Genomic DNA, 8,892 nt, shown 5'->3' on the forward strand with positions numbered 1-8,892 from the left:
GTTTGACAGGGGCTGAGGGGGCAGTTGTCTTCAACCGGGACATTCGCCCGATCCTCTCCGACAACTGCTTTGCTTGCCACGGCCCAGATAAGAACAAGCGCCAAGCGAACCTGCGCCTCGATGGGCCGAACCGAGCCGTGGTGCCGGGCGATATTCTCGCAAGTGCACTGGTGCGTGAGGTGCGGAGTGGGGCGATGCCACCTGCGGACTTCCACAAAAAACTCACCGACGCACAAAAACAGCTCCTCATGCGCTGGGTTGGCGAGGGAGCCAAGTACCAGAAGCACTGGGCCTATGAAATGCCCCTCAAGCCCACGATTCCGGCGGGTAAGAGCGCCATTGATTTTCTGGTGCAGAAGCGCCTCACCGAGATCAAGCTCAAACCCTCGCCCGCAGCGGACCGACGAAATCTGATCCGGCGGCTCTCGTTTGACCTGCTGGGCCTGCCGCCCTCACCGCAAGAAGTCAGTGCGTTTGTGGCGGATAAGTCGCCCGATGCGTATGCAAAGCTTGTCGAGCGCCTGCTGGCGAATCCCCACTACGGCGAGCGCATGGCCCAGAGCTGGCTGGACGTGACGCGCTTTGCCGACACCATCGGCTACCACAGCGACACGCCGCGCAATATCTGGCCGTACCGAGACTATGTGATCAATGCGTTTAACACCAACAAGCGCTTCGACAAATTTACTCGCGAGCAGCTCGCCGGTGATCTCCTCCCTGATGCTAACCAAGAGACCCGGGTCGGGTCGGCGTTCAACCGGCTCCTGCTCACGACGGAAGAGGGCGGTGGACAACCGAAAGACTACGAGGCGCGCTACTTAACGGACCGCGTGCGTGCGGTCGGAACCGTCTGGCTGGGGCAGACCACCGGCTGCGCCAACTGCCACGACCACAAGTTCGATCCCATCACGCAAAAGGACTTCTTCCGCCTTGGAGCCTACTTCGCGGATATTGAGGAGGGGCTCATCGGGGCGCGTGAGCCGGGAATGCTCGTCCCCACGCCCGAGCAGAAAAGTGAGATGGCAAGCCGTGAGGCACGAGTAGTCGCGCTCCAGCAGCGCTACGATGCGATCTGGAAGCCGCTCAAGACGCTAAAATCTGCAGCGCTTGGTGGGACGGTGCTCACGGTTCAGCCCGATAGTGCGGTTCTGGCAAGTGGCCCCAACCCCGATAAGAACACCTACACGCTGGAGCTAGCGACCTCAGGGACTCTCACCGGGCTACGGCTCGAAGTGCTCCCCGATCCGTCGCTGCCCGCCCGTGGCCCTGGCAGAGCGGGCAATGGCAACTTTGTCCTCAGCGAGCTTGTCGCCGAGCGCCTCACGCTCGGTGCGGAGCCACAGAAGCTTGTTTTCTCCAAAGCGAAAGCATCTATCGAGCAGACCTCGTCTGCTGAGGCCCACCCCGACAAGCGCTGGAGTGCTGCCTCCGCCCTCACCCCCGATAGCTTTGGCTGGGCGATCCTCCCCGATGCCGGAAAGCCCCACGAGCTAGTCGCCACCTTTGCCGAGCCCATTACCCTCACCGATGGCGAGACGCTTCGCCTCACCCTAGTGCAGAACCACGGCACCGACCATAACTTAGGCAAGTTCCGCCTCACCGCCCTGACCGGAGCCGAGGTACCGGAGACCCTCAAAAAAGAGCTCGCCGACGCCCGAAAAGCAAAGTCGGACTACGAGGCCAGTATCGGGCGCTGCCTGGTGACGGTTCAAAACACCAAGCCACGCACGGTTCGTATTCTCCCCCGTGGCAACTTCCTCGACGAGACCGGCGAGGCTGTTACGGCGGGGATTCCGGCGTACCTCTCCCCCTTTCGCGGAGCCGGAGGGGGGCTGGGGGGGAGGTTAGATCTTGCCAACTGGCTGGTCTCGCGGGAGAACCCACTGGTGGCACGAACGGTGGTGAACCGCTTCTGGAGGCAGTTTTTTGGTAACGGTGTCAGTAAAGTTCTCGAAGACCTGGGAGCACAAGGCGAGCCGCCCGCAAACCCTGCGCTGCTCGACTGGCTGGCCTGCGAGTTTGTGGACAGCGGCTGGGACGTGAAGCACTTGGTGCGGCTGATGGTAAACAGTAACACGTACAAGCAGGTATCCACAGCCAGCAAGGCGCTTCTTGCCGCCGATCCCTACAACCGCGAGTACGCCCGCCAGAGCCGGTTCCGTCTGGAGGCCGAGGAGGTGCGCGACAATGCGCTTGCCGTCTCCGGGTTGCTCTCGCTCAAGCTTGGCGGGCCGTCGGTGAAGCCCTACCAGCCCGAGCGCTACTGGGAGAACCTAAACTTCCCCGTGCGTGACTGGAAGGCCGATCAGGGGGAGAGCCAGTACCGGCGCGGGCTCTATGTCTGGTGGCAGCGCAGCTTCTTGCACCCCTCAATGCTCGCGTTCGATGCCCCCAGCCGTGAGGAGTGTACCGCTGAGCGCAACCGCTCCAATATTCCCCAGCAGGCGCTGGTCTTGCTCAACGACCCCACCTACGTGGAGGCCGCGCGCGCCTTTGGAGTCGGGATTCTGACGCAGGCGAGTGGCACCCCAGAGCAAAAACTTACCTGGGCGTTCCAGCAAGCGCTCCAGCGCAACCCGACGGCAAGTGAGCAAAAGACATTACTGCTGGTCTACAACCAGCAGCTCGCTGCCTACAAAGCTGACACCGCCGCCTCGGATGCGCTCCTCAAGACCGGCTACGCCTCGCTCCCCGCACCGCTCGACAAGCCCGAACTCGCGGCCTGGACCCACGTGGCCCGCGTACTCCTCAACCTTCACGAGACGATAACACGACCATGAAAATCACGACGGAAGACGAACTCAAGCAATTCCGAGCACAGCAGCTCACCCGCCGTGCGCTCCTGGGCAAGGCGACCCAGGGCCTCGGTGCGCTGGCACTCGCATCGCTAGGGACCAGCGCACGCGCCCAAGGCTCCCCCATTCATGGGGGCGGGAGGGGCAAGGCCAAGCGCGTGATCTGGCTGAGCATGGCGGGGGGGCCATCGCACTTGGAGACCTGGGACCCCAAGCCAAAGCTGGCGGAGATGCACGGCAAGCCCATGCCCGAGAGCATGACCAAGGGCCAGCAGCTCGCGCAGCTCCAGGGGCAGAAGCTGACGTGCTTTGGGCCGCAGCTCCCTTTTGAAAAATTTGGGAAAAGTCAAATTGAGATATGTGGGCTCTTCCCCCAGATTGGCTCCGTGATCGATGAGATCTGCTTCATCCGCTCTATGACCACCGATGCCATCAACCACGACCCGGCGCACATGTTCATGAACACGGGCTCGCAGATCGCGGGCAGGCCGAGCATGGGCTCGTGGATTACCTACGGCCTGGGGAGCCTGGCAAAAGACCTTCCGGGATTTGTGGTGCTGACGTCGCTAGGCCAGGGCGGACAGAACCAGCCCATCGCGGCGCGCCAGTGGAGCAGTGGCTTTCTGCCGAGCAAGTACCAAGGCGTCCAGCTCCGTAGCAAGGGTGACCCGGTACTCTACCTGACCAGCCCCGGCGGCGTGACGCGCACTCGGCAAGGGACGGATATCGCGGCGATCAATGCGCTCAACAAAGAATACAACTCCCTGGTGGACGACCCGGAGATCGCGACCCGGATCGCGCAGTACGAGCTGGCGTTTCAGATGCAGGCTTCGGTACCGGACTTAATGGATATCTCGCAGGAGACAAAAGAGACTCTGGAGCTCTACGGCTGCCAGCCCGGCGACGGTAGCTTTGCCAGCAACTGCCTCTTGGCGCGGCGGCTTGCGGAGAAGGGCGTGCGCTTTATCCAGCTCTACCACAAGGACTGGGACCACCACGGCGATATTAAAAACGGCGTGACCCTCAAGGCCAAAGAAATTGACCGGGCGTGCATGGCGCTCATCACGGACTTAAAGCGGCGCGGGATGCTCGATGACACGCTGATTGTGTGGGCGGGGGAGTTTGGGCGCACTCCGATGTCGCAGGGAGGGAACGGACGCGACCACCACAACAAGGCCATGACAGTCTGGTTGGCGGGTGCTGGGGTGCATGGTGGGATGGTGCACGGGGCATCGGATGAGCTGGGCTACGCCGCTGTCGAGAATATCACCACCGTCCACGACCTCCACGCCACGATGCTCCACCAGCTCGGTATCCAGCACGACTCGTTTACCTACAAGTTCCAGGGACTTGATGCCAAGCTCACGGGGGTTGAGGGTGCACAGGTCATCAAGAGTATCTTGAGCTAAAGCCGCCCGGAGTAGGGCAGGGTCTGGCCCTCACCGCGCTTGACTTGCTTGGTCTGTGTGCCGCGGGTCTCTTGGACCAGGGTTGTGTAGGGATCGCCGCTGTAGCAGACCTCGCTGAAGAAGGCGTAGACCGACGCGTTGTTGTTTACAAACATCGGGGCGAGCTTGCCGGCGGTGGTGGTGTAGCTAAAGCCACCGAGCACCTCGGTCTTGCCGCCGTTTCGTGTCTCGATCAGCGTCCCGCCGCGCTCGGTCTTGTAGCCAAGAATCCAAAGCGAGCCACCGTCGTTGATGAGGTGCGTTCCCTCATTCTCGATATTGAGCTGTCGCGCCCAGACCCGCTGGTTGCGAAAGTGCAGGGCATTGGTGGTGACATCCTCAAAAAAGACATCGCCATTGGACTGGCTGGTCACGGTCTTCACCTCTAGGCTGCGAAAGACAACCGTGCGCTTGGTCGCTAGCTCCACAGCGCTTCCCAGGCTGGCGAAGTGCTCGAAGCTCACCACAGGAGCACTGCCGTCGGCAACCCGAAACGTCGGCTTGGCTTGCTGGGTGTAGTCCACGTGCGCCCCAACTCCCAGCAGGTGGCGCACTTTGCCACGGACAATGATGGTAGTGGTGACGCGGTAGAAACCAGAAAAGAAAACCGTAGTCGCGCCGGAGTCTATTGCCTTCTGAATCGCCGCTGAGGAGTCGTTTTGCGCCGTGGGATCGGCCCCGAAGCTGTCCACATTGGCCCAGGTCTTGGGATCGTCCCACGGCACCTTGGGTGTCTCTTTGATCGGTAGACGCAGCGAGGTTTTCGGCGAGGGAAATGGGCTGGTCGGGGCGTGGGAGCAGTATTCCAGAAATTTGGTTTGTGGGTCGGCAGGCAGGCGGAGCGCCGCGGCGTAGTCGGGCGTTGCGACATCGCCGAGTGTGCGTTTGTAGCCGGTTGCCGTGACATCGCGTAGAAAGATCCGCCCCCCGTTGAAGTTCACGAGGGCGGGAAGCTGGCTTGCTGCGCCGCGCCCGGTGAGTGTCGCGTCAATCAGAGTTAGCGTGCCGTAGCTGGAGATCGCCGTCACCGCATTGTCGCTCTTGAGCCCACGAATCGTGATCGCCTGGCCCTCGTTCTGAAAGCCCTTCTCGCTCTGGCCGGTGAGCGTCAGGTTTTCAAAGGTCTGGCTGTTGACGGCGTTGCCAGTACGCACCCCAATCCGAAAGCCCCGGACGGTCACATTGCGCACCAAGAGCGGCCCGTTCATGTCCCGGTGCGCCAGGCCCAGCCCCACAAATCCCTGGCCATCGCCAGAGATAAAGTGGCAGTCGCGAACGGCACCGTAGTTATTGGCATAGAACTGCAACGCCACCGCGCCGGGGTTGCCCGAGCCCGTGTGGAACGTGAGGTTTCGGACATGGTTATGGAACCAGTCCGCCGAGCCAAACCCGCCGCAGTTCAGAATCGCTTGTGGGCTATCGGGGTTCGGAAAGACGCCGTCTTTGAGGCGCAGAATAGTTGTCTTTTCGTCCGCGCCCTGGAGCGTCGTGAAGCCCCAGTTCTCGTGGTCTTTCCAGCGCTTGGGCCAGGTGAGCGTCGCGCTGACCAGATAGGTTCCCGGCGGAAAGTACAGAATCCGGTGCCGCCCGACGTTCTCGTTAAAGGCAAGTTGTAGCGCTGCTGTGTTGTCGGTGGTGCCATCGCCCTTTGCGTTGTAGGGGGGCAAAGTGACATCAATCACGCTGGCGGCTTTGGGATAGATTTTTAACATTTCCTCTATTCTGGCACAAAGAGGATTTTTATCCCCTCCTGGCGCTCCAGCAGCGCGATTCCCTCGGCGTAGCGGCTGAAGGGCAGCGTGTGCGTGATGAGGCAGGAGAGGTCGAGCGTCCCCTCGGTGATTTTAGCCACGGCGTACTCGGCGGCGGTGCGTGAGTGACCAGGGTAGCCTGCGAGAGTGAGCTTGCTGTAGTGGCGGACATCGAAGGTGTAGGGCTCGCGCTGAACCCCAAAGAGTGCGAGGATGCCATGCGTGCGATCCATCAGATGCTCGACGCTCGCTTTTGCCCCCACACAATCTAGCGCGACTTCGACAGGGGCAGGGGCAGGATCCGTGCGTGGGTCAAGTGCCAGATCTACCAGACCACGCTCCAGAGCGTAGGTACGGCGTGCCTCGCTCAGGTCCCAGGCGATGATCTCTTGTCCGCCCTCGGCTCTGGCGACCTGGGCGGCGATCAGACCTGCCGGGCCAAGGCCACTGATGCCAAAGCGCTGACAAGGAAAGGCATTTAGCTGACGCAGGCGCAGGAAGCTCGCACTCACACACATCGCCAGCTCTACGGGCGCTGTGGCGGCGGGCGGCAAGTGCGCCGGGACACCGATCAGATCCCCGACGGGGCGCACCACAAACTCCGCGTAGCAGCCAGGCTTGTTGTGCCCTGGGGTGCAGGACAAAAAAGTGGTGAGGCAAGCCGATTTGCCTTTGTCACCTAAAATTGTCATCATAGGGGGATGACAGAAGAAACGAAACGACGAGTACTTGAGCGAGTCGAGCAGATTCTCGCCCACCAAGATGGCCCCCTGAAAACCATCAATGATTTAGAGCAGATCGCCCTCAACGTGCGCGACGAGGTTGTCAAGGCAACCCTGGAAGAAGCGACCAAGCAGATCGAGCAAGACAGACATAAGATCCAGCAAGATCAACCGGAAGAGGCAGAATCTCAGGAAGCTAAACCCGAAACTCAAACGCTCCGTGTCGCTTACAAACTGCCCTGCCATCACTGCCAGAAAAATGCCTACTTTAAGGGGATGAGATCCAAAAAAATTCAAACGTTGGCAGGTTGGATAACTCTCAAGCGAGCGTACTATCACTGTCAGAGGTGCCATCAAGGATTTTATCCCAAAGATGTAGAGCAACAAGTTACAGGACATATGACACTACGCTTGGCTCAGGAAGTGGTGGCACTTTGCGTCTGTATGCCCTACGACTTAGCCTTGCAGACACTGGCACGCCTTACCTCCATTCGTCTCAGTGGACGCAGTGCTCAACGCCTCTGTAGTCAAGTCATTGCTCCTCAAGTCGAACAATATCTGGGGCAACGCCAACAAGAAATGCTCCCTCTTGCCTTCCAGATGCGGGAACAATGTCCTGCGGACTTGCCCACGCCAGAAGTGCTCTATATTGAGGCAGATGGAGTTCATACACCGATGCGCGATGGCACTTGGCGAGAAATGAAAGTGGGAGTTGTCCGTGCGGAGTTTAAGGATGGTCGTGAGCAAATGCCTGCTCAGTACCTTGCCACCTTGGAAGAAGCTAGCAAATTTGGCAAGCATTGGGAAGCCCTCGCTTTGAAATGTGGCTCTCTCAAAGCCGATAGCCTGGCTGTGTTGGGAGATGGCGCGACGTGGATTTGGAATCTGGCTTCTACCTGTTTTCCTCGTGCTGTGCAAATTCTGGACTTTTTCCATGCAAGCGAGTATGTCGCCGCTGTTGGTCAAGACATTTTTGGTGAGTCCAAGCAACCTTGGCTCACGGCTCGTCTGGCAGAGATGAAGAGTAGTTTTTGGTCTCGTTTCTGGGAGGCTATTGAGGCGTTAGATCGCCCCGATTTGGAGTCGGTTTCCCGTTTGAAAACATACTTTGGCAACAATGCCTCTCGAATGGACTATGGAGATTACCTTCGTCGCCATCTCTGTATTGGCTCTGGTCTTGCTGAGTCTTCTTGCAAACGTATCGTCAGCCAACGTTTGAAGGGTTCTGGCATGCGTTGGAGTGGGGTCGGTGGCGAGGTGATTGCCCGTCTGCGTGGTTTCTTTTTTAGCAACGAACTGGATGCGTTTTTCGCCTTTTGGAGCCGCCGTGCTTTTGAGCCTGCTACCTCACCACTTTTATGACCTGCACCCGGTGATCCAGCCGGTGCGTGCCCGCTACCCGCAGGCGCTTTTAGACTTGCTAGGCCATGAGCTGGCGGTCATTGCCGCGCTGGAGCCCAAAGCGACCGTGGGGGCGCGGCGTACGGTGACGGTGGCACGCAACCAAGCGCTGGAGGCACTCGCCACGGCCAACTCCCGCGTGCGGCACTATTTCTGCGCATGCAGCGATGAAGTGGATAAGAGCAGCGAGCTTGCCACCGTCGGCTTCCAGCCCCGCCGCGCCACCGGGCAGCGGCTCATCCAGGCGGAGAAGCCCTAACCCCCACTAACTCCCCCTCTGCGTCTCCCCCTTCCTCCCAGGATTGGGAGGAAGGGGGCCGGGGGGTAGGAGGGAAACTAGGGGGATGGGGGGGAGGCTAACCAACCGCAGGCAGTGCGGCGACAGGGTTTCCAGAAATTTGAGCAAGCTGGCTGGGCGACTGCCAGTTCTTGTCCTCGTCATCCTCTGCTTTTAGGTACACCTGGCGCATCACGTCTTCGGCACTGGTCAGGCCCGCTCGGATTTTATTGAGCGCGTCCTCACGGATCGGGATCATACCCGCCTCAATCGAGGCGCGGCGCAGAACCCCACTAGGAGCCTTGTCAATAATCAAGCGCGAGAACTTCTCGTCCACGGTGACCACTTCATGCACCCCAATACGACCTTTATAGCCCGTCCCCTCACACTCCGAACACCCCGCAGGCTGCCAGATCAGATCCGTCTCTGAGATTCCCAGAAGCCCGGCTTGGCGCAGTGTTGGCGGTGCTTGCCGACGGCAACGAATGCAGAGCCGTC

At 60.1% G+C, this 8,892-nt stretch carries 6 protein-coding genes and 1 pseudogene; 4 read left to right on the top strand and 3 right to left on the bottom strand.

Going from position 1 to position 8,892, the window contains the following annotated elements:
- The coding region (locus RMO15_RS05685) for a DUF1553 domain-containing protein (RefSeq protein ID WP_309709032.1) at nt 1–2,780 on the top strand (2,780 nt) is incomplete at its 5' end.
- Complete coding sequence (locus RMO15_RS05690) at nt 2,777–4,204, top strand: DUF1501 domain-containing protein (protein WP_309709035.1); 1,428 nt, start codon at nt 2,777–2,779, stop codon at nt 4,202–4,204. The genes RMO15_RS05685 and RMO15_RS05690, both read left to right, overlap by 4 nt.
- Here the strand turns inward: RMO15_RS05690 and RMO15_RS05695 are convergent.
- A complete protein-coding gene (locus RMO15_RS05695) occupies nt 4,201–5,955 on the bottom strand; it encodes a glycosyl hydrolase family 28-related protein (RefSeq protein WP_309709038.1) in 1,755 nt (584 codons plus the stop codon). The two genes, RMO15_RS05690 and RMO15_RS05695, sit on opposite strands and share 4 nt — an antisense overlap.
- 5 nt (nt 5,956–5,960) lie before the next feature.
- Nucleotides 5,961–6,689 carry a hypothetical protein gene (locus RMO15_RS05700; protein WP_309709040.1) on the bottom strand — a complete coding sequence of 243 codons (729 nt, stop codon included), beginning with the start codon at nt 6,687–6,689 and terminating at the stop codon, nt 5,961–5,963.
- A gap of 6 nt (nt 6,690–6,695) precedes the next feature.
- On the opposite strand from RMO15_RS05700, the gene RMO15_RS05705 reads away from it, so the two are divergent.
- Nucleotides 6,696–8,078, top strand: coding sequence for an ISKra4 family transposase (locus RMO15_RS05705; RefSeq protein ID WP_309709042.1), 1,383 nt, complete (start codon nt 6,696–6,698; stop codon nt 8,076–8,078).
- Nucleotides 8,050–8,376, top strand: a complete 327-nt coding sequence (locus RMO15_RS05710; RefSeq protein WP_309709047.1) for a hypothetical protein — start codon at nt 8,050–8,052, stop codon at nt 8,374–8,376. Before RMO15_RS05705 ends, RMO15_RS05710 begins: the two co-directional genes overlap by 29 nt.
- A gap of 97 nt (nt 8,377–8,473) precedes the next feature.
- Here the strand turns inward: RMO15_RS05710 and RMO15_RS05715 are convergent.
- Nucleotides 8,474–8,892: pseudogene (locus tag RMO15_RS05715) on the bottom strand (hypothetical protein); the annotation flags it as partial.

The sequence above is a fragment of the Armatimonas sp. genome (assembly GCF_031410135.1).
Classification (GTDB): Bacteria; Armatimonadota; Armatimonadia; order Armatimonadales; family Armatimonadaceae; genus Armatimonas.

Bases quoted from the DNA above. Each gene is read 5' to 3' on its own strand.
- RMO15_RS05690 (WP_309709035.1), top strand. From the start codon at position 2,777: ATGAAAATCACGACGGAAGACGAACTCAAGCAATTCCGAGCACAGCAG.
- RMO15_RS05695 (WP_309709038.1), bottom strand. From the start codon at position 5,955: ATGTTAAAAATCTATCCCAAAGCCGCCAGCGTGATTGATGTCACTTTG.
- RMO15_RS05700 (WP_309709040.1), bottom strand. From the start codon at position 6,689: ATGATGACAATTTTAGGTGACAAAGGCAAATCGGCTTGCCTCACCACT.
- RMO15_RS05705 (WP_309709042.1), top strand. From the start codon at position 6,696: ATGACAGAAGAAACGAAACGACGAGTACTTGAGCGAGTCGAGCAGATT.